This window comes from Neisseria subflava (assembly GCF_003044645.1).
GTDB classification, from domain to species: Bacteria; Pseudomonadota; Gammaproteobacteria; order Burkholderiales; family Neisseriaceae; genus Neisseria; species Neisseria subflava_B.
Window position 1 is genome coordinate 42,035 of the sequence record NZ_POXL01000010.1, and the last position, 23,691, is coordinate 65,725.

Sequence of the window (23,691 nt, forward strand, 5' to 3'; positions counted from 1 at the left end):
AATCAAACAGACAAGGTCTCGGCGTAGATGTTTGCAGGGGCCTTTAATTACACAACAAAGTTTTGTTTGAATGGGTTGCTGTCTTATTAATCATTAATGATTATCAGAAATTTTTTATGCATTAACTGATGGATGAACAATCCATTACATCTTGAGTTGATAATATGAAACCATTACAAATGCTCCCTATTGCCGCGCTAGTCGGCAGTATTTTTGGCAATCCAGTATTAGCAGCAGATGAAGCTGCAACTGAAACCACACCCGTTAAAGCAGAAATAAAAGAAGTCCGCGTTAAAGGTCAGCGCAATGCGCCTGCAGCCGTGGAACGTGTCAACCTTGGCCGTATCCAACAAGAAATGGTACGTGACAACAAAGACTTGGTACGTTATTCCACCGACGTTGGCTTGAGCGACAGTGGCCGCCATCAAAAAGGCTTTGCCGTACGCGGCGTGGAAGGCAACCGTGTCGGCGTCAGCATTGACGGCGTAAACCTGCCTGATTCCGAAGAAAACTCGCTGTATGCCCGTTATGGCAACTTCAATAGCTCGCGTCTGTCTATCGATCCCGAACTCGTGCGCAACATCGAAATCGTGAAGGGCGCAGACTCTTTCAATACCGGTAGCGGTGCATTGGGTGGCGGCGTGAATTACCAAACCCTGCAAGGTCATGATTTGCTGTTGCCTGAGCGTCAGTTCGGTGTGATGATGAAAAACGGTTACAGCAGCCGCAACCGCGAATGGACAAATACACTTGGGTTCGGTTTGAACAACGACCGCGTGGATGCCGCTTTGCTGTATTCGCAACGCCGCGGTCATGAGACTGAAAGCGCGGGCGAGCGTGGTTATCCGGTAGAGGGTGCCGGCAGCGGAGCGAATATCCGTGGTTCTGCTCGCGGTATTCCTGATCCGTCCCAACACAAATACCACAGCTTCTTGGGTAAGATTGCTTATCAAATCAACGACAACCATCGTATCGGCGCATCTCTCAACGGTCAGCAGGGCCACAATTACACGATCGAAGAGTCTTATAACTTGACCGCTTCTTCTTGGCGCGAAGCCGATGACGTAAACAGACGGCGCAATGCCAACCTGTTTTACGAGTGGACGCCCGATTCGAATTGGTTGTCGTTGTTGAAAGCGGACTTCGATTATCAGAAAACCAAAGTAGCGGCGGTTAACAACAAAGGCTCGTTCCCGATGGATTATTCTACCTGGACGCGCAACTACAATCAGAAGGATTTGGACGAAATCTACAACCGCAGCATGGATACAACCTTCAAACGCATTACATTGCGTATGGACAGCCAACCGTTGCAACTGGGCGGCCAACATCGCTTGTCGTTTAAAACTTTCGCCAGCCGCCGTGATTTTGAAAATTTAAACCGCGACGATTATTTCTTCAGCGGCCGCATCGTCCGAACAGCCAGCACCATCCAGCATCCGGTGAAAACCACCAACTACGGTTTCTCGCTGTCTGATCAAATCCAATGGAACGACGTGTTTAGCAGCCGTGCGGGCATCCGTTACGACCACACTAAGATGACGCCTCAGGAATTGAATGCCAACTGTAATGCCTGCGACAAAACACCACCTGCAGCCAACACTTATAAAGGCTGGAGCGGATTTGTCGGCTTGGCGGCGCAGCTGAGCCAAACATGGCGTTTGGGTTACGATGTAACTTCCGGTTTCCGCGTGCCGAATGCGTCTGAAGTGTATTTCACTTACAAACACCGCTCAGGTAACTGGTTGCCTAATCCGAACCTGAAAGCCGAGCGCAGCACCACCCATACCCTTTCTCTGCAAGGCCGCAGCGAAAAAGGTACTTTGGATGCCAACCTGTATCAAAGCAATTACCGCAACTTCCTGTCTGAAGAGCAGAAGCTGACCACCAGTGGCGATGTCGGCTGTACTCAGATGAATTACTACTATGGTATTTGTAGCAATCCTTATTCCGAAAAACTGGATTGGCAGATGCAAAACATTGACAAGGCCCGAATCCGGGGTCTTGAGCTGACAGGCCGTCTGAATCTGGACAAAGTAGTCTCTTTCGTACCTAAAGGCTGGAAGCTGTTCGGCTCGCTGGGCTACGCGAAAAGCAAACTGTCGGGCGACAACAGCCTGCTGTCCACTCAGCCTCTGAAAGTGATTGCCGGTGTCGATTACGAGAGCCCGAGCGAAAAATGGGGCGTGTTCTCCCGCCTGACCTATCTGGGAGCGAAAAAGGCCAAAGACGCACAATATACCGTTTATGAAGACAACGGCTGGGGTACGCCTTTGCAGAAAAAGGTAAAAGATTACCCGTGGCTGAACAAATCGGCTTATGTGTTCGATATGTACGGTTTCTATAAACCGGCTAAAAACCTGACTTTGCGTGCAGGCGTGTACAATATGTTCAACCGCAAATACACCACTTGGGACTCCCTGCGCGGCCTGTATAGTTACAGTACTACCAACGCAGTAGAAAAAGATGGAAGAGGTTTAGATCGTTACCGCGCCCCCGGCCGCAATTACGCTGTATCGCTGGAATGGAAATTCTAAGCAGTTAACGGATAGCTAAAGGCCGTCTGAAAGTTTTGATGACTTTCAGACGGCCTTTTTTATTTAAAACGAAATCTTTAAACGGATAACAACGGCTGCTGCCGAACAATCGCGCGGATGATGGCGCGGTTGGGGTGTAGCGCGGTTCTCAGCCTTTGCGATAGCGGATGGGGCAAGCCGAGTATTTCGGCTGCAATGGCGGCGGCGCAGATAGGGGCTGTCGCCAGGCCGCGTGTGCCGTGTGCCGTATTGATGTAGGCATTGGGCAGGTAAGGGCAGGGGATATTGTCGAGGCGGTAGTTTTTGTCCAATGCCAGCTTGGCGTAGGCGGACTGCATGGCGGCGATGTCGCCGAGTGCGCCGACAACGGGCAAGTGGTCGAGGCTGTCGCAACGCAGGGCGGCATGGCCTTGTGTGGATTGGAGCGGGGGAGTTTGCAGGCCGTCTGAAAATAGGGATTGTGCTAATGGCGGATTAAGCTGGTGCAAGGCGGCGCGGTTGTCGGCTTCTTCGTGCGGATACCAAGTTTCATCGTTGCTGTTGAGGACAAATGTCGCGCCGTAGCAGTGGCGGCCTTGCCAGCTCGGGCTGATGTAGCTTTCGCCGGAAATGGCGCAATGCAGCTTTTGTGAAAACGGGCTGGCGGACACAACGCCGGTTTGGCCGCGGATTTGGCGGAAAGGCAGAGCGGAGACGTTGGTGTCGGCGGCATTCGGGCTGTGTGCGCCCATACAGTAAACGATATGGCTGGCATTGAAATGTGCGTTTGGCGTGTGTGCCGTCCATTGTGTGCCGTTATGCGATACGGCGGTCAGCGGCGAGTGTTCGTGCAACTCAATCAGCGGATGATTCAATAAGGTATGCACGACGGCGGGCGGATTCAGCCATACGCCTTGCGGCCAGTAAAGGCCGTCTGAAAATACGTTTATGCCTGCAATGTGTGCAGCTTCTTCGGCAGATACGCTGCGGTAAAGGTGTTTATGCTGGTGTTGCAAACCCAAGGCTTGATTGCGTTTGCGTTCACTGTCGTCAAAATTTAAATGCAATACGCCGTCTCCGCCCCATACGTCGGAATCGGGCAGCAAGTCTTCCAGCAATCGGCGCGTGTAGCCGTAGCCTGTCAGCAGCAGCTCGGTTTGTTCGGTATCGTGTGGTGAGATTTTGGCGTAGAGCAAGCCTTGGCGGTTGCCGCTGCCTGCCTGCGCTGCTTTTCCGGCCTCTAAAACGGTAACGCGTACGCCGTGTTCCGCCAGTTTGCGTGCGGTCGCTGCGCCGGCGATGCCTGCGCCGATAATCAGGACGTGTTCGGGTGCGGCTTGATGTTCAGGCCGTCTGAACCAAGGTTTTAGGGGAGTTGGGGTGGATTGAGGTATGGCTTCGGTTTGCCATTCGATATGAGGGAAATGTTCGTGTAAGCGGTCGGCGCGGTGTGGCGGAACCAGCCAGAAATGTACATCAGGCAATAGGTTTTCTAAAACATTGACGCTGTTGAACTGAAGACATTTCATGGCTTGAACGAGGCGGTTGTTCAGACGGCCTTCAAGCTCGGATGGCTGATTCGATAATGGAAAATCGGGAATATGGTTTTCAGGCAGGCAGACAATCAAATAAAGCGGCGTGGTATGTTGTTCGATGGCGCGGCAAAGGTCGGCAAGGGCGGGTGTGGTGTTCCAAGCAAGGCAGGTCATGATGAAAGGCCGTCTGAAAAAAGAGGCTTTATTGTAACGCGGTTTGCGCGGATAGAATATCCGGACGGGTTTTGATAAAATCTTTCGATATTTGTTTTCTCATTGATTTTCATACAGGAATTTTATGCGCCGTCTTTTATTGTGCCTTCTCGTTTCCGGCTTGCCCGTTGCCTGTTTATCCGCGCCGCCGGATAACGGCGGCAAAGCCTTTCAGTCCGAACGGTGGGCAACACCCATTAAACACGATGCCAACCTTTATCGCATCGATGACAAGCTTTACCGCAGCGAGCAGCCCGTTGCCGAAGATGGCGAAGCCATTGTCAAGCTGGGCATTCAAAGCGTGATCAACCTGCGCTTTTTCGACCGAAACGATGACGACCATTTGAAGGCGTATGGTTTGACCTTGTTAAACCGTCCGTTGCTGTCATGGAGCATTAAGCCGAAAGAGATTGCGGAAATCCTATACCTGATTGAAAAACAACAGCAAAACGGCGCAGTGCTTATCCATTGTTATCACGGCGCGGACCGTACCGGTTTGATTGCCGGAATGTACCGCATCATCTATCAAGGCTGGCCGGTAGAAGAGGCAAAAGCCGAAATGCAACATGGGCCTTACGGTTATCACAGCATTTGGAAAAACATTGCCAAGCTGTTTACCGAAGAGAAAGTCAAGCAGGTTAAAACGCATTTGGAAGCCTTGCGCAAACGCGGTTGATGCCAAGATTCAAAACATAGAAGTTCAAGCCTGTTTTCATCCCGACCAACTTGGCCTTCACTCCCTATAAAGCCAATTTCTCCCCCACTACCGTCCTGGGCAAAGGCCTGACAAGCTAGAGAATATTCCTCATCGTTGTTAGAAAACTGCACCTCTCTAATGTGATCATAAAAGTAAATATCACACTCATCTAAAAGTAATCTTTTTAAATGCTGATTATTTCTGATTATTTGTAGCCTATCCATCTTTATCCCTCTCCAATATTTGGAATTGTCAGTGAATGATGACTTTGATATGATAGTTTTTCGTTTCATTTTTTAGATTTCTGACAAGCTTATCATTCTCTTTTGATTGGCCAAAGAAAAAGGCCAGAGCTTTTCCGTTCTTTTGTTGGATACTCAAAAAATATCTAGCTCCATTCAATTTAACACTTGGAATAAAATGGACCTCAATCTTTTTAATATTATTCAGTGGTATAATTCGCTTTCTAAAAACATAAGCATTATGGATATAAAATCTTCCCTTAGCAATATGAAATGGGGCAAAAAAGTTTCCACCACTTTGACGCACAATGATATAACGGCGCCATAGAATCAGTAAAAGAAGGAAGGACACAAAGTAAATAGCAAAAGTCAAAACCGAGCTTTTCATCATCGATTTTATCCCAATCAAAAAATAATCTATCATAATCAAACCGCCTTTTTACCTTATTTATACCACTTTTATTGAGCAACTAGTTTTATGGACATAGTATCTCAAAACATATGCCTTTGCCTGTTCGTAAAACCCCTTCAATACGAGAATTTCTTCCATTTTCTTTATCTTCTCCCAGCAAAGAATTATTTTTCTCTATAAAATCAGATTACCACTTCATCATTTCCATGAATTTTTAAACCAATTAAAAGGCCGTCTGAAAGATTTGTTTTTTCAGACGGCCTTTTTAATGACAGACGGTTTAAATCACAAAATCCGTAGTCGATAATTGAATGCTTTGATCCATATCGGCAGACGGAGTTTTGGAAGAGCGGCCGACCGGTTTGGCCGGTACGCCGACAACGGTAATCGAAGACGGTACGTCGGCAACCACCACGCTGCCTGCGCCGATTTTGGCATTTTCGCCGATGCGGATGTTGCCCAGAATCGAAGCGTTCGCACCAATCATCACGCCATTGCCGATTTTCGGGTGACGGTCGCCGCTTTCTTTGCCCGAACCGCCCAGCGTTACGCCGTGGAGGATGGAAATGTTGTTGCCCAAGACGGCGGTTTCACCGGCGACAAAACCGGTGGCATGGTCGAGCATCAAACCGTGACCGAAACGGGCGGCAGGGTGAATGTCAACACCGAAGACTTCCGACATGCGGTTTTGCAGGAAATACGCCAGCGTTTTACGGCCGTTTTGATAGAGCCAGTGGTTGATGCGGTGTGCCTGTACGGCGTGGAAACCTTTGAAATACAACAGCGGCAGCGAATATTCATCACAAGCCGGGTCGCGCTCGTAAATGGCTTTTAAGTCGGCCTCGACACATTTGCTGATACGGGTGTCCACGCTCAAAGCCTGCTGATAAATTTCAAACAGCGCGCGCACGTCCATAATCGGACTGCCGAGCTTGCTGGAAAGATGGTAGGCAAGTACCGAATCGAGCGAATCGTGGCGCAACACGGTTTGATGCAGGAAGCTTGCCAGCATCGGTTCTGCCGCGGCGGCAGCTTCGGTTTCTTCGCGGATGGTATGCCACAGATTAAAATCGGTTGAATTCAAATGGTCTTTTTTCATATTCGAGGCCGTCTGAAGAATAAAATCAGATGGCTATCTTACCGTTTCCCAACGTCTTTTAACAAGGCATTTGATAATCGACGTTCAAATGCTTGAAGTTTTTTCAGACGGCCTTATATATGAAACATCAAATATCAACACGCTAAAAGGATGTCAGAAATGACGGAGCATAACGAACAACATCAACACGAAGCAGAAGAAGCGGCAGCCGTAGAAACTGCCGAAACCGTTGAAACCGAACAAGCCGAACCGACTTACGAAGAACTTCAGGCGCGTGTCGCCGAGTTGGAAGGCCAGCTCAAAGACAGCGAATTGCGCGGTCTGGCAAACGAGCAAAACCTGCGCCGCCGCCATCAGCAGGAAATCGCCGATACCCATAAATTCGCCGGACAAAAATTTGCAGCAGAAATGTTGCCGGTTAAAGATTATCTCGAAATGGCACTGCTGGACCAAAGCGGCAATTTCGATGCCCTGAAAATGGGCGTGCAAATGACTTTGAACGAGCTGCAAAAAGCATTTGATGCCACACACATTAAAGAAATCAACCCACAGCCGGGTGACAAACTCGATCCGCACCAACATCAAGCGATGCAGGCAGTCGTCAGCGAGCAAGAGCCGAACACCATCGTCAGCGTAATGAAAAAAGGCTACACATTATCTGACCGCGTGCTGCGTCCTGCGATGGTTGTCGTGGCGAAAAAAGAAGATTGAAGGCACCGCTTGATAAAGTTTATCAAGCATAAAATCTTCAGACGGCCTTATCCGGTTTCAAAGCCCGATGTTCCGCTATTGGAAAATCATTCCGATAAACCGGAATCGGAAAATTAAAGCCGGCCATCTGAAAAAAGAATAAACGGCTTGTGGATAAATAAATCAAGTACTTGAATTTAATTTAAAAAAAAATTCAAATTAAGCCTTGAAAAAAAATGAAGCAACCTTATTTACAAGCCATCGGAACGAAATGTTCCACAGGATTATTAATTTAGAAAAGTTTATTTATTAGGAGCAACATAATATGGCAAAAGTAATCGGTATTGACTTAGGTACAACCAACTCTTGTTTGGCCATTTCTGAAAACGGTCAAACCAAAGTGATCGAAAATGCAGAGGGTGCACGCACCACTCCTTCCGTTATCGCTTATTTGGATGGCGGCGAAATCCTCGTCGGCGCGCCTGCAAAACGCCAAGCGGTAACCAACGCTAAAAACACTATTTACGCCGCCAAACGTTTGATCGGCCACAAATTTGAAGACAAAGAAGTTCAACGCGACATCGAATCTATGCCTTTCGAAATCATCAAAGCCAGCAACGGCGACGCATGGGTGAAAGCGCAAGGCAAAGAGCTGTCTCCTCCTCAAATTTCCGCAGAAGTTTTGCGTAAAATGAAAGAAGCCGCTGAAGCTTACTTGGGCGAGAAAGTCACCGAAGCCGTGATTACCGTTCCTGCCTACTTCAACGACAGCCAACGTCAAGCGACTAAAGACGCAGGCCGCATCGCAGGTTTGGAAGTAAAACGTATCATCAACGAACCAACCGCTGCTGCCTTGGCATTCGGTATGGACAAAGGCGACAACAAAGACCGTAAAGTAGCCGTATATGACTTGGGTGGCGGTACTTTCGATATCTCCATCATCGAAATCGCCAACCTTGACGGCGACAAACAATTTGAAGTATTGGCTACCAACGGCGATACTTTCTTGGGCGGTGAAGACTTCGACCAACGCTTGATCAACTACATCATTGACGAGTTCAAAAAAGAACAAGGCATTGATTTGAAACAAGACGTAATGGCTCTGCAACGTCTGAAAGAAGCTGCTGAGAAAGCCAAAATCGAATTGTCCAGCGGTCAGCAAACTGAAATCAACCTGCCATACATCACTATGGACGCAACCGGTCCGAAACACTTGGCCATGAAAATTACCCGCGCCAAATTCGAAAGCCTGGTTGAAGACTTGATCCAACGTTCTATTGAGCCTTGCAAAATCGCATTGAAAGATGCCGGCTTGAGCACCAGCGACATCGACGACGTAATTTTGGTCGGTGGTCAAAGCCGTATGCCGAAAGTACAAGAAGCCGTTAAAGCCTTCTTCGGTAAAGAGCCTCGTAAAGACGTGAACCCTGACGAAGCTGTTGCCGTAGGTGCAGCGATTCAAGGCGAAGTATTGAGCGGCGGCCGTAGCGACGTATTGCTGCTGGACGTAACTCCTCTGTCTTTGGGTATCGAAACCATGGGCGGCGTGATGACCAAGCTGATTCAAAAGAACACTACTATTCCGACTAAAGCGTCTCAAGTGTTCTCTACTGCCGAAGACAACCAAAGCGCAGTAACCATCCATGTACTGCAAGGCGAACGCGAACGCGCTTCTGCCAACAAATCTTTGGGTCAGTTCAACTTGACCGACATCGCACCTGCACCACGCGGTATGCCGCAAATTGAAGTTACTTTCGACATTGACGCCAACGGTATCTTGCACGTTTCCGCCAAAGACAAAGGTACAGGCAAAGCGGCCAACATCACCATCCAAGGCTCTTCAGGTTTGAGCGAAGAAGAAATCGAACGCATGGTGAAAGATGCCGAAGCCAATGCTGAAGAAGATAAAAAACTGACTGAATTGGTCGCTTCACGCAACCAAGCCGAAGCCCTGATTCACTCCGTGAAAAAATCTCTGGCTGACTACGGCGACAAACTCGACGCTGCCGAGAAAGAAAAAATCGAAGCTGCGTTGAAAGAAGCTGAAGAAGCCGTTAAAGGCGACGATAAAGCCGCTATCGATGCCAAAGCCGAAGCTTTGGGTACAGCCAGCCAAAAACTGGGCGAAATGGTTTACGCTCAAGCGCAAGCCGAAGCACAAGCAGGCGAGGGCGCACAAACCGAGTCTTCTGCTAAGAAAGACGACGACGTTGTAGATGCCGACTTTGAAGAAGTAAAAGACGACAAAAAATAATTGATGCCGTCTGAAAAAAAGCGCGAATCGAAAGGTTCGCGCTTTTTTTCGTTTGGGAAATGTGTAAAGACGCTTTGTCAAAATTGACGGTAAACTTTCAAAATCATGCTACATCATTGTGTTGCCATACTTCTATTGCCGGATTTTGAACAGATTTCGCCGACATCTGACAGCAGCTGACAGTTAAAGCCATTAATATTTGACCATCGCTTGAGTGCGAATAAATTCTTATTTTTACCTCAAATCAACTCCTTGAAAGAAGATAAATATGAAAAAACTGATTCAAATGACCTCTTTGATGGTTGCGGCTGCCGGCTTGGTATTGGCTCCTGTCGCTTCTGCACACGGCAAACATGAAATGCATCCGAAACAAGAGCGTATGCACAAAAAAGCCAAACCGCAAAAAATGAAAAAACCTGCGTCTAAAGCCAAACACCATGCAGCCAAGCCTAAACATCATCAAGAGCATCGCCACGAACATCATTAAGATGAATCCTCAACAATAAATAAGGCCGTCTGAAACCCAAACATCAGGTTTCAGACGGCCTTCGGTTTATCTGTCAAATAATGCTTTGCCGTTTTTCTTGTGCCAAACGGGTCGGCTCCAGCCAGGCAATGTTTCTTTCTGCCAGCGCATCGCGCCAATAATCCAGTTTGGTATCCAAATCTTCAGAGAAACTGTCTTGATTCAAAAGCTGAATGATAACGCCTCCGTCCGTAGCTTCGGCCAAACGGCTGATTTGCCGCAAAATGCCGCGGTCGGGAACAGTTTGCGTGCGTACGCCAATGAGAAGTTGTGCCGGAGTTTGTTTCAATTCGGTTTCTAATTGTTCCAAATCTTTTCTGCCGGCGGCCACGCCTTTATCTATCCATTCTTGCGCCAAAACACCTGAAAACCAAAGCGGCTCAGGCCATTCCGTTTCCAGTGTAACGGCCCATTTAGGCGCATTATTCAGCGTAATTTTAGATGAAACGGGAACGATGTTTTCCTGAAAATCATCGGCATCAACAATCTTCGTTTGCCATGTGCGGAGAATGTTTTGATAGTAGGGCTGATTCAAATCCAAACGTTCTCGAAGGGTTTTTAAAGTAATCTTGCAAGCCAGCCAAGCAATCAAACGCGGCAGAATGCCATAGCAGATAATGCTGCCGATGAGTAAACCAGCCCAAGCGCGTGCATCTTCGATATGATTGTTCAGACGGCCTGCAATCACAGCCTGACTGTCAGGAACAGGAAAGCCCAAACGTTCCGGCAGCCATGACAAAGCCTCAACCGTTTTCACCAATGCCGTATTGCTTAAAAGCGTACTTTCCCAGTTGAACGTATATTGACGCACCAAAAGCAGCAGCAAAACAGAAACCAACATTCCCGACAGCGTGCAAAGCCACAGACCGTGTGAAGTTGCACCAATCAGCCAACGCGTTTGCGGTTTGCGCCATTCATCCACATAAAGCCGCAAAATTGCCTGATTGACCGGGTCTTTACCTCGGAACCAAGTTGCCGGACTGCTGATAAAGTGCACATTTTTCAAACGCAGGAATAAAGTCGCCAGCCACACCAGCAGCATGACTGTATTCATGCCCAAAATCCCGGCCAATACCAGAAAAAAGTTCAGCCCCTGATTGTCCATCAAAAGATAAGTGCTGGAAAAACCGACCGTAAACAACAACGTCGCCGCAACAATCCAAAGCCAAAACGAGCCTGTCTCCACCTGTTGCAGCACATATTTCAAATGCTGGTCGCGGTCGATAATTTGAGCACGGCGTATCAGTTTTTCCTCGTTGCCGCCATCAATATGCCGCAACGCTTCCGTCGCCTGCACAGGATCTCCCGGAAAAATATAGGCACGTTCTTCAAGGATACGGACCAATTCGACAAGTTTTTGCGATGGATTCAACATAAATGATAGGCCGTCTGAAAGATAAAATGGAAACGTCTGTTATACCCCCAAATAAACCCCTTCTTTGCAAAGGTCAAAAAATTAAAAGCAGTTTTGATTTTGAATAGGGTACATAGTGGAATAGATGTAAAAAAAGCAGCCCGAAAGCTGCTCATTTTGAGTGTGGCGCGGCGGAGGGACACAAACTAAAGGCATAATTCATTGTTTTATATTGTAAAAATAATAAAGCAATCTAAATATACCCACAAATATTCCCACATTTTGCAAAGGTCAAAAAATAATTTAGCAGTTTAGGCCGGTCATTATAACTTTTTTTGGGGCGTGTTGTTATTTGAGTGATTAGGCCGGCGGCTTCTCTCTCAAATTTAAACCGCTATATATATACAAAATGCACTGGTTACTCTGGTTACCTGGTTACCAGCCCCTAAAAACCTTTATAAATCAACGATAATGCGGTAACCAGTTATGCCCTTGTCATTGGTTACCAGTGCCGGTTAAGTGGTTACCCGCTGATTTTTGCTTTCTTTTTATGGACTCCAAAAATTCAAGGGGCTGCTTTTCTCTCGCGCGCGCGCGTATTGGTCTTGAAATTATTTATTCACTGCCTGCCTTTTGGGTAGATATGGCGTAAATAGGCTAAAATTGCGCTGTAAGCGTGTTTCATTGATTGGGTAGCAACTGTATTTTTACCAGACGGGGTGAAAAATACAGTTGCTACACCTTGGTTTTAAAGAACGCGGTTAGCGGGGATGCAGGCTACGGCTTACTTTTTTTTGTTGTGTGCTTTAAGCCATTTTTGCATTTGTTCAATTTCCGCTTGTTGTGCGTTAATAATATCCTCAGCAAGCTTACGCATCTCAGGATCCTTTCCGTATTTTAATTCAACTTCCGCCATTTTTACTGCGCCAATATGGTGTGGCAACATACCTGCTGCAAAAGCAACATCAGGATCTTTATATTGCGCGGCTGCCATCATGTCTTGATTCATTTGATCCATACCTTGCATTAATTCTTGTTGCATTGCAGAACCTGTCGACATTTGCATATTCATGTGTGCTTGATGCGGTTGCTCATTAGCTTGGGCATAATTTGAAATTGCAATAGCGCTAAGTGTGATAAAAGTCATAAGTTTTTTCATGTTTTTCGCCTATGTGATAACTAAAGGAACACAAATCATAAACTTTGACCTAAGGTTAAAGTCAATATTTATTTCGATACACAAGGGTTGGTATAAGGAAAGGGTCAAACAGTCCTAATTTTTGAGATTTAGGGGCTTCCTGTCGATTTTATGCTTTATTGGTTGGTCTGCCTGAATGTTTGGACGTAAAAAAGCCCGCCATTGTCGGTAATAGCGGGCTTGCTCTTGGTTATTCGTCAAAGTCGGGCGGGGCTTCTCCCATCAAAACATAGAATCGGCTTGCACTGCCGTTGCGTTTGCGCTGGTGTTGCCATCTGCCGTTATTGGTTTTTTTCGCCCATTTGCGAGTATGTAGGACTTCACACACTTTACGCGGGCTATATCCTTTACAGACTTCATCTTCAAAGACTACGGGGATTATCCAATACTCATCTATGCTTCCCTCTTGTTTCCGATAACCTGCGTGATGTTGGTTTACGGTTTGGGCGTTCCAGTCTGAAAAGCGCATTGACAGTGCGTTAACGTCCATAAAAGCGATTACTTGCTCAATGATTCGGCGATCCTCGCGGTTTCCTGTGCCGTTTTCTTCAAGCCATTCATTGAAACATTGCCTTACTCCTGCTTCTCCTGCTCCTTGTCTCATGCCGGTAATAGGGGCGGCATATTCCAAGACGGCGGCCAAAAGGGCGAAGCGGCGGGCAATTCTTCGCGCCTGTCCTTCCATTGGTGGCAAGGTATCAAGGAATCGGGCGCGGCCGGCTTCTACGGCCTGGGCGACGGCTTCTTTTCCGTCTTTGAGGATTTGGCGGATAAGGGCGCGGCCTGCTGTTCCTCGCTGCTTGGCTGTGGCTTGGTTGATATGCTCCGACAGTTTCGCGCCATCTGCAAAGCCGTGCAACGTGTCGTAAATGCCATATCTTGCCTCTGCCTGTATGTCAGGTAACCTAACATGATTGCCCGCTTTCCATTGGGCGCGGTCTCCTATCAGGCTCTCTGGGTTTATTTCGCCGGTTGAAAGGATCAGATTGCGCCATGTTTTCTGCCGGCGGTTGCCGCCATCTTTTGCGCCTTGTGTTTTTGACACGCCGTTGATCACGCTGTAAACCATTTGCGGGATTTTTCGCGGGTCGGCTGATTGCCCGATTTCATCTAACACCAGCAAGCCATCATTGCGGGCTAAAGCTAAATTCTGCAAGCCAAGCGGGGTAGTATCCCAATTTCCTTTAGTGGTTTCAGGGTCGCCCCATACGCTCAAGGCAAGCCGCGCGGCGGTTGTTTTGCCTTTTGAGGAATCGCCCGCCAAATGGAAACCGCCTCCCTCTTCGTTCAAAAGTGCCAAGAATGGCGCGGCCATGCTTAAACCTAAAGCAAGGCATAGGCGGCTATTGTTCTCTGCGTATCGCGCGGCCTGCTCCTGCCATTCCTTGAGGCTGCCTTTTTCTGTGTAACCGTCTTTTTGGCTGGTGTCTCCGTTGTATAGAATGTTTGTGCCGTCTGCGTTAACGGCTTCCCCGCCTGCCAGTATGTAGGCTTCCCCGTTCCAACCGGCGCGGTCGGTAATGGTAAAGGCTATCGGGCTTCCCTCTTTCTGCAAATAGTCTGCCAGTCTTTCCCTTTTTGCCCGCCCGCTCATGATGACTAGGCCGAAATTCTGCAAACGCTGCCAGCCTTGAACCGTGCCGATTTCTGCTTGTGGTAGGGCGGCGGTCTTTTGTTGGCGTGTGATTTTGTCTTTAAACTTGATAATCCGATAATACGCGCCGTCATTGTCTTGCCCTGTGCCTATGATGTCGATAGGGTCGGAAAGCAATAGCGGCTCTGATTCGATAATATCGCCGTCTTTATCGGTTCTAACGTTTACCCACCATACGCCCCGATTATCGATCTCAAAGTGAGGGCGCGGGCGGAATGGCTCGATATTCTCAAGGTTGTAGTCGTTAGGGCTTTCCTGCTTCGCTGTTTCGGTATTTTTCATGCTGTCTGTCCTCCGAAATGATTGTCTGATTGCTTCTTCTCGTTTAGTTCGTCCAGTGCGTCATAGCCTGGCGTTTTGCTTTGCCAAATGCTCGCCTTGATTCCCTGCTTAATGGCTCGCATTGCCAAGTCATAAGCGGCTCTGTAACCAACGGGGCGGGGCGTGTCGTTATCGGCAATAATTGCAATTTCTTTTATACCGTTCAAAAAGTGAAAATTTGCCAAGCTGTTTGCGCTCAAGGCCGCGCATAAGCCCCAATCGTAAGCCTTGCATAATTCACGGGCGGCAAGGGCGGTTTCTATGCCCTCTGCAATGACAAGGCGGCCATTTTCAGGAATCGGGAACAAGTGGACGGCTTGCCCCGATATACTGCCTTGCTTACGGTTTCGCATTTTCTTAGCCGGTAATGTTTCGCCTGTTACAGGGTCTTTGATTGCCAGTTTCTGATAGCGCGGGGCGTGTAGTCCGTCCTCCCCGCATGGCTTGTCATAGCTCGCCTGCAAATAGGTCAGGTGTAAGCCTTGTAGCTCTTCGTCCATATCGCGGATAGCGCAAACCATACAGGGGAAACTACCAAGCAACAGCGGCTTATCTTCGCCTGTTGTCCAATAGTCTTTTTCAGGTAGGAAACGGACGTTTTCGGGCAAATGCGCCATATCCAAACCGCGTGATCTCAAATACTGGATAACAGGGGAATCGGGGCGGATAGGCTCTGTGCTTCTCCACAATGCGGCCAGCTTCTCGATTTGGTCTTTTTCGGGGTATGGTTGCGCTTGTGGGCGTGTTGGCGGTATCGGCAAAGGGTCTGCATTATCCATGCCTAAAACGCCTGAAACCTGCTTTAAGGCCGTCTGAAAATCACACCCGAAAAAGTGCATTACCAAGCCGAAACCATCGCCCGCGCCGTTGTTGTAATGGCTGCAAATGAATGTGCCGTTTCCGTCCTTGTCGTCATATCTGAAACGGTCTTTCCCTCCACACGCGGGGCAGGGCTGGTGTTTGTTTTTCAGGTATCGCTGGTCTATGCCTAATGCGGCGTGGATTTCCGGCCAGTGGTATTGCGCGGCGGCTTTAATGTCTTGGTATGTTGGTTTCATTTTCCTGCTCCTCCAATTTTCTGTTTAGCTATAATTTCTGCCAGTTTTGCTTTTCCTTTATGCGTGATCAGTGCCTGGGAATAAGCCGCACCGTTCCTGTCTGATATGCCGCTGTTTTGAATCATGTAGCCTTGCTGTTCTGCATAGCGTGAAGCGGTAATGTTGCCGTATGTCCTATATATCCAACCAATCGCCCGTAATAGGGCTATCAGGTCGTTTCGTTTGGTTTTTAGCTCTTTGGCGGTCAATGTGATGTTTTGTGTTCCTGTTCTATCGGAAAGTAAATCAAGCGCGGCGGCTTTTGGCTCTGCTGTTGCAAGTCTTGCTGTCTGTTCCTGAATCAATGCGGTCGCTTGTGCGTTTTTCTCTCTTTCATCAGCCCATGCCCTCGCCGCCGCTATTGGGTCGGTAAAATCAGGAAGGGCGGAAAGTTTGGCTCGCTTCTCGCATTGAATGAAATATTGCCTTGCCTGTTTGCCTTTCTCGCTCCGTTCAAGCATTGAAAGCTCTTTAGCCATGTCCAGTGATAAGGCATATTCAAGGCGCGGCCGGCCGTTGGGGGTTTTTGATAAATTTGTCAAAAAGTCCTTGCCCTCTATGAAGCTATAATCTTCAATACGTCTCTTTATCCAATTTGAAAATTCCTGTTTTGATTCCAAAAAGGCATAAAGCTCACGGGCATTTACTGCTTGCTGCACTGCACCGTCTATGGTGGCTTGGTTTAGTGTGATCAGTGCGGTCATTGCTCTGCCTCCTCTGATACTGGTTCTAAAACTATTCCGGCGGTCGGGTCTGTTTCCCATATTGCGGGCGTTTCCGGCTCTAGTTGCTCCGTGTCAGCGTGGGCGGGCTGGTTACAGGCTCGGACTACCAAAGCCAAAAGCAACACCCAAAACACCAGCAAAGCGCGGTTAAGATACCGGCGGAAACGGTCGGATTTATTGGTCTGTTTCATGGTTTTATCCTTTGCTCTGCCTCCAGTGTTTCAAAACATGAATCTAATAAAATCAATTAGTTATGAAAACACTAGGGCGAAGTTTGCCCTATGCCGTCTGAAATAGGCGGCATAAAGGCGGGTAAATTTCAGGGAATAGGTGGGCTTAACCGGCGTGGGTTACGCTGTAAGCAGCCCATTCTTTCAGGCTGTCTGAATCGTCAGGGCGCGGGGATGGGGTCAGTTTGAATGTATCCCGCAAGCTCGGATGACAAATCGAAAGATTCCAAGTTTTCCGCATGGGGGACTAGGGTTTGAATGACTGTGGCAAGGCGTGCCGTGCTTCCGCTCGCACTTATGGGGGTGTTGCGGACGGAATGGGCGGCCATGTTGTCGCAAATGGTGTCGATGATTGCGCCCGTATTGGCGATAAATTCGCCTCCGTAGTACAGCGCGTCCATAATGCGGTTTGCCAGCTCTAAGGGGATGGTTACCGTTTGGGATTGATTTTGAATGGTTTGGATTTGAGTAGAATTTGAAGATTTCATGAGGTGCTACCTTTCTGTTTGGCTAATGCCTCCTCCGTTCTCACACGGTAGGGCGGCGGGCAAAGGCAAGGTGTGAGAAACTGGCAAACAGTACCAGCGGGCGTATGCCCTCCTTGCCCCGCCCACCATGAAAGGTAAAGCTAGGGGATAGATACAAAAAAAACCGCTAGGCGGCTTTGTATCTGCCTGTTTGTTTCAGCTTCTCACGGCTGACCTGCTATTGAACAGGTTTTCTAATCTTGCCGTTTTGCTTGGTGTTTGTCAAATGATTTTTACAGGATTGGGCGATTTAACATTAGATTCTGTCCAATGCTGTAATAAGAATGACGGCATAGCACGTCTTGTCAGTGTCTTTACCTGTAACGGCGGCAATGTCTGCAAGTGTTACCGCCTCCCATTTGCCCCTATGTGTCTTAAGGGCTAAGTCCAAGATTGCTTTTTTCTCTTCCTCTGTGAGTGATTCCACAATCGAAGATACATAACTTTTCGGCTTTTCCTGTATTTCCGCCTCTGCCTTGATTTCCGCTTTATCCACTAATAAGCCAAGCATTTTGGCCTTACCCATCGTGGCCGATACTGCCGCGCTGCTTTGCGGTGTTGAGGCTGTCAGTGCCGCCGCCCGTGCCTGCTCCAGTTCGTGCAACAGGTCGTCCACGGTTACCGCGTGGCGTTGCCGTGCCTCTGCCTTGAGGTCATCTACCATCGCGGAAATATCGGGGGTTTGTAGCAGCTTATAGGCTTCATTGGTTACCGTTTCGGGCTTCATGTTGTCGGTGTTGTAGGCTTGCCGATATGCTTCGCTCGCATTGCCTGTTTCCACATACAGGCGGGCAAACTGCTCTTGCTTTGGTGTCATGTCTTAATCCTTTCAAAAAGCCGCCCAATAGCTGTTTTCTGCCTTTGGGCGGCTGTTTGGGTGTTGCTACTTCAAGCTATTAGAAACCGCTTCTTTTTCTTTCTCCATGTCTTTAAAGATGTCGAAAATAGCGTTTTCTTCTCCGCTGGTGTTGTCCATCATGTTGAAGAAGCCGGGTAAACGTAAATCAATTATTCGATTCGGCATAGATTCCCCATAGTTTCGGCAATCAGGCCGCAAACCGTTTTCCTGAAGATTCGTTCTCATTTCAATGGCGGCCTTGCCGATTCCTGCCAGTTTCGCGGCGGCTTTGGCGTAGGCGCGGGCGGCCTCCAAATATTCAGGCAAGTGGGTCTCTTCAATACCGGCAATAAACATTTCATAGCGGGAAACGGCCAGCAAATTGCGAAGCTCTGAAATGCGGTTCAGATGTTGGAGGCGGTCATTAAAGAGGCTTTCCAACAGTTCTTTTTGTACTTCCAACACATCGGCGGCGCGGTCTGCCTCTTCTCGCTTGGCGGCAATCTCTGAATCAAGCTCTTTGGCCTCTTTGGTGTTTGTGGGTTTGCCCATCTTCAATAAATCGGCAAATATTCCTTTGCGCTTGCTTCTAAGCCCTGCAAATTCATTGATTACCGCTTCCGCCTCTGAAACACCGGCTTCAGCCGCTTCAATTTGGGCAGTCAGCTCACTGCATTTGTCCTCTTCCTCTTTAAGTAATTTTTGACGAGTTGCAAAAACTGTTTTTACATATTCAATGTTCATATCTAAAGCTCCTGATTTAATTGATTAATACAAACCGTCCATGCTTCACGGTTTCCCCAAATTGGTTTGTTACTTCTTCCATCACGGTTATGATTTCATGCCCGGCTCTGCGAAGCTCCATAATGCGTGTGTTGTAGCTAAGTATGCCCATCTGTGCCAGCTCCCATGAAGTAACGCTCCCTTTTCTCAATCGGGCTAAAACTCGCTCTCTTTGGCTTGGCGTTTTGGCCTTAATACTGATAGAATGATTACTCATTATCTTTACCTCCTAAGCTCCGCCGTCTGAATGTCCGTTCAGGCGGTTTTATTTTGTCTAAAGGGATAGATTCCCGCTGATTCTTCGCGCGCGCGCGTATTGCTCCGAAAACTCCTATTCTTCGCGTTTGGCGGCCAGTTTGTTGAGATACTCTTCAATCTCACTGGAAAGCCAGCCAGTAATGTTGTCTGAAAGTTTGATAGGCTTAGGAAAATCAGGGAGGTAATGGCGGCTCTTAGGGTTTGCCCAATTCCAAATAGTCGCTCGTGAAACGCCCATAACGCGGGCGGTATCGTTTACTCTTAATACTGTATTCATATACTTTGCCTTTCTTAGCTGTGGTTGTATGACAAGCAAAATAATAGCCGCCCCTGTGGGCGGCTGTTTAGGCAGTAGCGTGTTGATTTCATGAAATACCGTGTTGATTTCATGAAGTCAGCTAGTTGATTTCATGTTTTGCTCAAATTTTTTTATCCACTCTACAACCGTTCTTTCTGTTGGAACATCAGGGGCGGGGATTTCATCGTCATTAATTTTGCGGATAATCAGGCTGATTAATTCAGCTTTTCCTCCTCTTTGATTTAACTTGTCCTTTCTTTCCTCCAATAACTGATTTACGGCTGCTATCGTTCCCGCTTTTTCATAACGGCTTTGCTTGGCTTTGCCTGCTTTTTTGGCGTTTTCTGTTATTGCCTCTATGCTAATCTGGTCTTTTCTCAACTCCAAAGACATAAACTCTATTGATACTGTAATTAAGTTTGCTATTGTTTTGAATTGATTGAAATTTTCTTGCAATGGTTTATTTTTGAAGTTTGAAATATACTCATAAATGGCCTTTGCTGTAATGAAATACTGCATTTCTAGGCGCATCTCCAGACTTTGCCCAAAGTGCAACTCTTCTATCACGGGATAAAAATACTCTGAATAATCGATAGGGTCTCCGTACTTTTCCTGATACTTCTCTAACGCGTCATTAACCTGCTCCTCAACTAAAGAAACCTTGTAAGTTTCCTTATAACTCCATAGCGACACACCATGCTCAAATTTTTCAAGGCTTTGAAATGCTCTAGTTAGCACCCTTTCGGCTTGCCAGCTAAAAACCCCTAGTACGTCATGAAATTCAGGGTTTTTACGGATATTGAATATAGCCGCATATTTTGGTTTATATACTGCAACGTTTCTTGGATATGCGATAGAAACCATGTAATACCTCTAAAGCTAAAAAAATATTCCGGAATATCAAACTTGTATAAATGGTAACCAGTGGTAACCAGTTGGTAACCAGTAAATTTACGTTAACTGGTTACCGCTTTTTCTTTGTATTTATATTTATATTCATATAGTTATATTTGTTAAATTTTGTGGTAACCAGTGTAACCAGTATATTTACTCTCGCGCATAGGGAATTTTTAACCCGTCTTTGCTCTCTTGAATCATCTGTAATGCCCGGTTGTATCGCTCCCGTAAATAGTCGCTATACCATTGCATAAACTCGATACGCTGGGGCATATAATCGGCTTGGTAGGCGTATGAATCCTTTATTTTGTTTTCTTCAACGTGGGCAAGCTGTGTTTCAATCGCGCCGCCATTGAAGTTGTTTTCATAAAGCAGACTACTTGCTACTGCTCTGAAGCCGTGCGGAGTTGCTCTGCCTTTATAGCCTAGTTTCTCGTTAATGATTTTTCCTAGTGTGTTCTCGCTGATATGGCGGTTTACGTTGGTTCTACTTGGAAACATAAACCGGCTATGCCCTGTCAGCGTGTGTAACTCTTGAAGAAGCTCTATTGCCCAATCAGAAAGAGGAACACATAAAGCGGGCTTTGGCTTCATCTTTTCGTGCTTCATTCTTTCGGCGGGAATAATCCAACGCTTGTTTTTAAAGTCCACTTCTTCCCACTGGCCGCCGCGCAATTCGTTATTTCTCACAAACACCAGCATGATCAGCATGATGGCAATCTTGTTTTGCCGCTCTATATTGCTTGCCAGTATCAAGCGGCGGTAAAACTCCGGTAATTCTTCACGGGGTAGGGCGGGTTTGTGTTTGGTGGGTAAGTTGGGAATGTGATTTTTCAATAGGCGGGCGGGGTTGTTTTCTGATATTTCCAACATGGCGGAATAGTCAAAAACCGCCCCGATCCAGCCCCTGATTTTGTCGGCGGTATCAGTAACGCCCCTTGCCATAATGTCATCAAGCAAGTTTTTGATGTGGGTTACCTTGATTTCATTAACGGGGATTTCTCCAATGACTGGGAAAACGTCATTTTTCAAATAACGCATGATCCGCTCGGCGTGATGTTCTTTCCAGCGGGGCAAATTGTCCTCGTACCATTGCTTGGCCAAATGCTCAAAAGTATTTAACAAGGCGGCTTGTCGGGCTGTTTTGGCTTCTTGCTTGGCTTTGTTGGGGTCTTGCCCTTGTGCGATCATGCGGCGGGCGTTTTCGGCGGCTTGGCGGGCTTCTACCAGTGAAACGGTAGGATATTTCCCGATAGTGAAGTCTTTCTCTTTGCCATCTATGCGGTATCTCATGCGGAATATTTTTCCGCCCGCTGGTGTAACTTCAAGATACAGACTGTTACCGTCAAATAACTTGATTTTCTTTCCAGTGTCAGACGGCTTGGCGGCTTTGATTTGGCGGTCGTTTAGTGGCATTTGTGGGTATGCTTTACAGTGGTTTTGACTGATCCCCTGAATCATACCCACATTTTGTGCTTTATTCAATTAAATGGCATTGGGGGTATTTAGACACTTGGCAATGGGTATATTGGCCTGAAAGCCTTGCCAGTATTGAATCTTGATTACTGTGTTAGATTTGATTAGACGAAAAAAAAGCCCCTAAAAGGGGTTGGGTGGTGCGGACGGAGAGACTCGAACTCTCACACCTCGCGGCGCCAGAACCTAAATCTGGTGCGTCTACCAATTTCGCCACGTCCGCACTAATTTGAACCGTGGATTATACACAAGATTAATGGGGGCGCAAAGTCTTGTTTGCTTGAATTTGTCGGTTTATCCCTTATATAATGACTTATTCCGGCCGTCTGAAAGCAGGGTTTGTTTTCAGACGGCCTCAACTTTACTATTGGTGAGGAAGGGCAGATGCCTGCTTTATTGATTAAAGATTTTTTGCAGACGCAAGGTTTGAAGTTGCCTGCGGATGAGATACATGTTGCTTATTTGACTGCCCAGGCTGTGATTAAAATGGGCAATGCTTCGGTTGAGCGTTCGATTTTGTGGCCGTCTGAAGACGGTTGGCAGTTGGCGGATTATGTTGATGCTGAACATGAATGGTTGCTGAAACAGATTTTTATGGCTTTGGATTCGGTTGCCGAGCGCACCGAGCATTTGAAAAGCGCAGCAGTTTATACAGCGTTTCCAAAAGATGGTGCGTTGTCGCTGGTTCGACTGAGCCGTTGGGGCATGCCGTTGGAAAATGTGATTCCAATCGACGAGCAGGCCGGACAGGCTTTTTTGGCTGTGCGTACGGCGCAAAGCGGCTGGATGAATGTTTGTCAGAATGTGGCGTATTGGCAGGAAATTGGTGAATTGTCGGCCGAACGCAATCATCCCGGTTTGAGTCAGATTTCTGTTCCTGTCTGTATGCCCAGCGGTGCGGTTTTAGGCGTGGTATATGCTGAATTTGATGTCAAGGACGGTGCGCCTGACGAAGTGTTGGTGGCCTGGATTGCCCTTGCATTAGCCTTGGCAGAACCTTTGAAAAACCTCTTGGGCGTAGCTGAAAACGAGGAAGCGGAAAATGAGTAACGCGTTGAAGTTTGTCGCGTCATGCCGTTTGCCTACGGAATGGGGCGAATTTACCATGCACGGCTTCGAAGAAGAGGGCGGGCAGGAACATGTCGCATTGACGATGGGCGATGTTTCAGACGGCCTGCCTGTGTTGTCGCGTATTCATTCCGAGTGTTTGACCGGTGACGCTTTATTTTCGGTGAAATGTGATTGCGGCCCTCAGTTGCAAGCGGCGATGCAGGCCGTTCAAAAAGAAGGGCGTGGCGTTATCGTATATTTGCGCCAAGAAGGCAGGGGCATTGGTTTGATAAACAAAATCCGTGCGTATCGTCTGCAAGACCAAGGCTTGGATACGGTTGAAGCCAATGTTGCACTCGGCCTTCCTGTTGATGCACGCGACTTCACTTTGGCTAAGCAGATTTATGATTATCTGCATATTCGGGAGGTCAGATTGTTGACCAATAATCCTGAAAAAATCCAAACGTTGAAAGATTCCGGTATCAATGTGGTCGAACGGATTGCATTACATGTCGGCGAAAATGTGGAAAATGAACGTTATCTGCATACTAAAGCGGATAAATTGGGACATTTGATTTTTGATTGATGGATAGGCATAACGGTAATTTTTGCGGTTAAATAAAATATTCTATATTCTTTCAATGGGATATATTTTTATTTAAATAAAAACCTTGCGCGTAGCCTGATTTTTTGATTTAATGTTGGCTTATCGGGTGATTAGCTCAGTTGGTAGAGCGTCTGCCTTACAAGCAGAATGTCGGCGGTTCGACTCCGTCATCACCCACCAAGTTTCCTTTCATT

Annotated in this window: 23 protein-coding genes and 2 tRNA genes; 8 read left to right on the plus strand and 17 right to left on the minus strand. The window is 47.4% G+C overall.

What is annotated here, in order from left to right; genetic code table 11:
• Window positions 1-164: 164 nt before the first annotated feature.
• Window positions 165-2,537 carry a TonB-dependent hemoglobin/transferrin/lactoferrin family receptor gene (locus DBY97_RS10680; RefSeq protein ID WP_107858321.1) on the plus strand — a complete coding sequence of 791 codons (2,373 nt, stop codon included), beginning with the start codon at window positions 165-167 and terminating at the stop codon, window positions 2,535-2,537.
• A 77-nt stretch (window positions 2,538-2,614) separates the two neighbouring features.
• Here DBY97_RS10680 and mnmC read toward each other — a convergent pair whose 3' ends face one another.
• Window positions 2,615-4,225: an FAD-dependent 5-carboxymethylaminomethyl-2-thiouridine(34) oxidoreductase MnmC gene (gene mnmC, locus DBY97_RS10685; protein ID WP_107858322.1), complete on the minus strand. Its 1,611-nt coding sequence runs from the start codon at window positions 4,223-4,225 to the stop codon at window positions 2,615-2,617.
• Window positions 4,226-4,349: 124 nt separating this feature from the next.
• On the opposite strand from mnmC, the gene DBY97_RS10690 reads away from it, so the two are divergent.
• Complete coding sequence (locus tag DBY97_RS10690) at window positions 4,350-4,940, plus strand: tyrosine-protein phosphatase (RefSeq protein WP_107858323.1); 591 nt, start codon at window positions 4,350-4,352, stop codon at window positions 4,938-4,940.
• Window positions 4,941-5,213: 273 nt separating this feature from the next.
• Here DBY97_RS10690 and DBY97_RS10700 read toward each other — a convergent pair whose 3' ends face one another.
• Window positions 5,214-5,627 (minus strand): hypothetical protein, encoded by a 414-nt coding sequence (locus DBY97_RS10700; RefSeq protein ID WP_049331062.1) that lies wholly within the window; start codon window positions 5,625-5,627, stop codon window positions 5,214-5,216.
• Between the two features lie 268 nt (window positions 5,628-5,895).
• The gene (cysE, locus tag DBY97_RS10705; protein ID WP_004520667.1) at window positions 5,896-6,714 is read right to left on the minus strand and encodes a serine O-acetyltransferase; all 819 of its coding nucleotides are present in this window, start codon (window positions 6,712-6,714) and stop codon (window positions 5,896-5,898) included.
• 150 nt (window positions 6,715-6,864) lie between these two features.
• Between cysE and grpE the strand changes: the two genes are divergently transcribed.
• From grpE to DBY97_RS10720, 3 genes are all read left to right on the plus strand, one after another.
• On the plus strand, window positions 6,865-7,425 hold the full coding sequence (gene grpE / locus DBY97_RS10710; protein ID WP_070735055.1) for a nucleotide exchange factor GrpE: 561 nt from the start codon (window positions 6,865-6,867) through the stop codon (window positions 7,423-7,425).
• Between the two features lie 304 nt (window positions 7,426-7,729).
• Window positions 7,730-9,658, plus strand: coding sequence for a molecular chaperone DnaK (gene dnaK / locus DBY97_RS10715; RefSeq protein ID WP_107858324.1), 1,929 nt, complete (start codon window positions 7,730-7,732; stop codon window positions 9,656-9,658).
• A 268-nt stretch (window positions 9,659-9,926) separates the two neighbouring features.
• The gene (locus DBY97_RS10720) at window positions 9,927-10,145 is read left to right on the plus strand and encodes a hypothetical protein (RefSeq protein WP_107858325.1); all 219 of its coding nucleotides are present in this window, start codon (window positions 9,927-9,929) and stop codon (window positions 10,143-10,145) included.
• A 73-nt stretch (window positions 10,146-10,218) separates the two neighbouring features.
• Here the strand turns inward: DBY97_RS10720 and DBY97_RS10725 are convergent, their stop codons facing one another.
• The 14 genes from DBY97_RS10725 to DBY97_RS10790 form a co-directional block, all read right to left on the minus strand.
• Window positions 10,219-11,559 (minus strand): DUF2868 domain-containing protein, encoded by a 1,341-nt coding sequence (locus tag DBY97_RS10725; protein WP_107858326.1) that lies wholly within the window; start codon window positions 11,557-11,559, stop codon window positions 10,219-10,221.
• A 763-nt stretch (window positions 11,560-12,322) separates the two neighbouring features.
• Window positions 12,323-12,697 (minus strand): CopM family metallochaperone, encoded by a 375-nt coding sequence (gene copM, locus DBY97_RS10730; protein WP_070440423.1) that lies wholly within the window; start codon window positions 12,695-12,697, stop codon window positions 12,323-12,325.
• 229 nt (window positions 12,698-12,926) lie between these two features.
• Entirely contained in the window at window positions 12,927-14,672 is a 1,746-nt protein-coding gene (locus tag DBY97_RS10735) for a DUF927 domain-containing protein (RefSeq protein ID WP_107858327.1), read from the minus strand.
• A complete protein-coding gene (locus tag DBY97_RS10740; RefSeq protein WP_107858328.1) occupies window positions 14,669-15,769 on the minus strand; it encodes a DUF7146 domain-containing protein in 1,101 nt (366 codons plus the stop codon). The genes DBY97_RS10735 and DBY97_RS10740 overlap by 4 nt, the downstream gene beginning before the upstream one ends.
• Entirely contained in the window at window positions 15,766-16,512 is a 747-nt protein-coding gene (locus DBY97_RS10745) for an antA/AntB antirepressor family protein (RefSeq protein ID WP_159069493.1), read from the minus strand. The genes DBY97_RS10740 and DBY97_RS10745 overlap by 4 nt, the downstream gene beginning before the upstream one ends.
• Complete coding sequence (locus DBY97_RS10750; RefSeq protein WP_049331046.1) at window positions 16,509-16,724, minus strand: hypothetical protein; 216 nt, start codon at window positions 16,722-16,724, stop codon at window positions 16,509-16,511. Before DBY97_RS10750 ends, DBY97_RS10745 begins: the two co-directional genes overlap by 4 nt.
• A gap of 200 nt (window positions 16,725-16,924) precedes the next feature.
• The gene (locus DBY97_RS10755; protein ID WP_107858330.1) at window positions 16,925-17,251 is read right to left on the minus strand and encodes a hypothetical protein; all 327 of its coding nucleotides are present in this window, start codon (window positions 17,249-17,251) and stop codon (window positions 16,925-16,927) included.
• A 295-nt stretch (window positions 17,252-17,546) separates the two neighbouring features.
• Window positions 17,547-18,107: a terminase small subunit gene (locus DBY97_RS10760; RefSeq protein WP_107858331.1), complete on the minus strand. Its 561-nt coding sequence runs from the start codon at window positions 18,105-18,107 to the stop codon at window positions 17,547-17,549.
• Between the two features lie 66 nt (window positions 18,108-18,173).
• Window positions 18,174-18,872 (minus strand): hypothetical protein, encoded by a 699-nt coding sequence (locus tag DBY97_RS10765; protein WP_107858332.1) that lies wholly within the window; start codon window positions 18,870-18,872, stop codon window positions 18,174-18,176.
• Window positions 18,873-18,888: 16 nt separating this feature from the next.
• Window positions 18,889-19,128, minus strand: coding sequence for a helix-turn-helix domain-containing protein (locus DBY97_RS10770; RefSeq protein ID WP_107858333.1), 240 nt, complete (start codon window positions 19,126-19,128; stop codon window positions 18,889-18,891).
• A gap of 114 nt (window positions 19,129-19,242) precedes the next feature.
• Window positions 19,243-19,446, minus strand: a complete 204-nt coding sequence (locus DBY97_RS10775; protein ID WP_107858334.1) for a helix-turn-helix transcriptional regulator — start codon at window positions 19,444-19,446, stop codon at window positions 19,243-19,245.
• Window positions 19,447-19,563: 117 nt separating this feature from the next.
• Window positions 19,564-20,331 (minus strand): hypothetical protein, encoded by a 768-nt coding sequence (locus tag DBY97_RS10780; RefSeq protein WP_107858335.1) that lies wholly within the window; start codon window positions 20,329-20,331, stop codon window positions 19,564-19,566.
• A 183-nt stretch (window positions 20,332-20,514) separates the two neighbouring features.
• A complete protein-coding gene (locus DBY97_RS10785; protein WP_107858336.1) occupies window positions 20,515-21,780 on the minus strand; it encodes a tyrosine-type recombinase/integrase in 1,266 nt (421 codons plus the stop codon).
• A gap of 198 nt (window positions 21,781-21,978) precedes the next feature.
• A tRNA-Leu gene (locus DBY97_RS10790) sits at window positions 21,979-22,063 on the minus strand.
• A gap of 161 nt (window positions 22,064-22,224) precedes the next feature.
• Here DBY97_RS10790 and DBY97_RS10795 point away from each other — a divergent pair.
• The 3 genes from DBY97_RS10795 (at window position 22,225) to DBY97_RS10805 (ending at window position 23,677) form a co-directional block, all read left to right on the plus strand.
• Window positions 22,225-22,890, plus strand: coding sequence for a hypothetical protein (locus tag DBY97_RS10795; RefSeq protein ID WP_199900766.1), 666 nt, complete (start codon window positions 22,225-22,227; stop codon window positions 22,888-22,890).
• Window positions 22,883-23,476 (plus strand): GTP cyclohydrolase II, encoded by a 594-nt coding sequence (ribA, locus tag DBY97_RS10800; protein ID WP_003685106.1) that lies wholly within the window; start codon window positions 22,883-22,885, stop codon window positions 23,474-23,476. Before DBY97_RS10795 ends, ribA begins: the two co-directional genes overlap by 8 nt.
• Before the next feature lie 125 nt (window positions 23,477-23,601).
• A tRNA-Val gene (locus tag DBY97_RS10805) sits at window positions 23,602-23,677 on the plus strand.
• Window positions 23,678-23,691: the final 14 nt, after the last annotated feature.

Excerpts from the sequence above, each read along its gene's own strand:
- DBY97_RS10680 (WP_107858321.1), top strand. The coding sequence starts at position 165 with ATGAAACCATTACAAATGCTCCCTATTGCCGCGCTAGTCGGCAGTATT.
- mnmC (WP_107858322.1), bottom strand. The coding sequence starts at position 4,225 with ATGACCTGCCTTGCTTGGAACACCACACCCGCCCTTGCCGACCTTTGC.
- DBY97_RS10690 (WP_107858323.1), top strand. The coding sequence starts at position 4,350 with ATGCGCCGTCTTTTATTGTGCCTTCTCGTTTCCGGCTTGCCCGTTGCC.
- DBY97_RS10700 (WP_049331062.1), bottom strand. The coding sequence starts at position 5,627 with ATGATAGATTATTTTTTGATTGGGATAAAATCGATGATGAAAAGCTCG.
- cysE (WP_004520667.1), bottom strand. The coding sequence starts at position 6,714 with ATGAAAAAAGACCATTTGAATTCAACCGATTTTAATCTGTGGCATACC.
- grpE (WP_070735055.1), top strand. The coding sequence starts at position 6,865 with ATGTCAGAAATGACGGAGCATAACGAACAACATCAACACGAAGCAGAA.
- dnaK (WP_107858324.1), top strand. The coding sequence starts at position 7,730 with ATGGCAAAAGTAATCGGTATTGACTTAGGTACAACCAACTCTTGTTTG.
- DBY97_RS10720 (WP_107858325.1), top strand. The coding sequence starts at position 9,927 with ATGAAAAAACTGATTCAAATGACCTCTTTGATGGTTGCGGCTGCCGGC.
- DBY97_RS10725 (WP_107858326.1), bottom strand. The coding sequence starts at position 11,559 with ATGTTGAATCCATCGCAAAAACTTGTCGAATTGGTCCGTATCCTTGAA.
- copM (WP_070440423.1), bottom strand. The coding sequence starts at position 12,697 with ATGAAAAAACTTATGACTTTTATCACACTTAGCGCTATTGCAATTTCA.
- DBY97_RS10735 (WP_107858327.1), bottom strand. The coding sequence starts at position 14,672 with ATGAAAAATACCGAAACAGCGAAGCAGGAAAGCCCTAACGACTACAAC.
- DBY97_RS10740 (WP_107858328.1), bottom strand. The coding sequence starts at position 15,769 with ATGAAACCAACATACCAAGACATTAAAGCCGCCGCGCAATACCACTGG.
- DBY97_RS10745 (WP_159069493.1), bottom strand. The coding sequence starts at position 16,512 with ATGACCGCACTGATCACACTAAACCAAGCCACCATAGACGGTGCAGTG.
- DBY97_RS10750 (WP_049331046.1), bottom strand. The coding sequence starts at position 16,724 with ATGAAACAGACCAATAAATCCGACCGTTTCCGCCGGTATCTTAACCGC.
- DBY97_RS10755 (WP_107858330.1), bottom strand. The coding sequence starts at position 17,251 with ATGAAATCTTCAAATTCTACTCAAATCCAAACCATTCAAAATCAATCC.
- DBY97_RS10760 (WP_107858331.1), bottom strand. The coding sequence starts at position 18,107 with ATGACACCAAAGCAAGAGCAGTTTGCCCGCCTGTATGTGGAAACAGGC.
- DBY97_RS10765 (WP_107858332.1), bottom strand. The coding sequence starts at position 18,872 with ATGAACATTGAATATGTAAAAACAGTTTTTGCAACTCGTCAAAAATTA.
- DBY97_RS10770 (WP_107858333.1), bottom strand. The coding sequence starts at position 19,128 with ATGAGTAATCATTCTATCAGTATTAAGGCCAAAACGCCAAGCCAAAGA.
- DBY97_RS10775 (WP_107858334.1), bottom strand. The coding sequence starts at position 19,446 with ATGAATACAGTATTAAGAGTAAACGATACCGCCCGCGTTATGGGCGTT.
- DBY97_RS10780 (WP_107858335.1), bottom strand. The coding sequence starts at position 20,331 with ATGGTTTCTATCGCATATCCAAGAAACGTTGCAGTATATAAACCAAAA.
- DBY97_RS10785 (WP_107858336.1), bottom strand. The coding sequence starts at position 21,780 with ATGCCACTAAACGACCGCCAAATCAAAGCCGCCAAGCCGTCTGACACT.
- DBY97_RS10795 (WP_199900766.1), top strand. The coding sequence starts at position 22,225 with ATGCCTGCTTTATTGATTAAAGATTTTTTGCAGACGCAAGGTTTGAAG.
- ribA (WP_003685106.1), top strand. The coding sequence starts at position 22,883 with ATGAGTAACGCGTTGAAGTTTGTCGCGTCATGCCGTTTGCCTACGGAA.